The following is a 704-nucleotide window of genomic DNA, read 5'->3' as shown; positions in this document are numbered from 1 at the left end:
GTGACAATCCGCACCACCTTCCTCGGCGCTCACGCGCTGCCGCCGGAAGCCAAGGGCGACAAGGACGCCTTTATCGATCTGGTCGCCAATGAGATTCTTCCAAAGATTGCCGCCGAGGGGCTGGCCGATGCGGTCGACGGGTTTTGCGAGGGCATCGCCTTTTCGCCGGAACAGATGGCGCGCGTCTTCGCTGCGGCAAAGGCGGCCGGCCTGCCGGTCAAGCTTCATGCCGACCAGCTGTCCAACCTGCATGGCGCCGAACTCGCCGCCCGTTACGGTGCGCTGTCGGCCGACCATCTCGAATACACCGATGATGCCGGTGCAGCGGCGATGGCCAAGGCCGGAACCGTGGCGACGATCTTGCCCGGCGCCTACTATTTCATTCGCGAAACCAAGAAGCCGCCGATCGGCCTGTTTCGCCAGCACGGCGTCAGGATGGCTGTCGCCACCGACAACAATCCCGGCACTTCGCCGCTGACCTCACTGCTTCTGACCATGAACATGGCCGCGACCCTGTTCGGCCTGACCGTCGATGAATGCCTTGCCGGCGTCACCCGGGAGGCCGCCCGCGCGCTTGGTTTGCTGGGAGAAACCGGCACGCTTGAGGTCGGAAAATCCACCGACCTGGCGATCTGGAACATCGAGCGCCCCGCCGAACTCGTCTATCGCATGGGCTTCAACCCGCTGCATGCCCGCATCTGGAG

At 64.3% G+C, this 704-nt stretch carries 1 protein-coding gene; it reads left to right on the top strand.

What is annotated here, in order from left to right:
- Window positions 1-704 (top strand): amidohydrolase family protein (locus EN893_RS36480; RefSeq protein ID WP_164901519.1); only part of this gene is annotated, 704 nt, incomplete at both ends.

This window comes from Mesorhizobium sp. M7A.F.Ca.CA.004.04.2.1, from assembly GCF_004022825.1.
In the GTDB taxonomy this organism is placed as follows: Bacteria; Pseudomonadota; Alphaproteobacteria; order Rhizobiales; family Rhizobiaceae; genus Mesorhizobium.
This window is presented reverse-complemented; position numbering and strand designations above follow the sequence as displayed.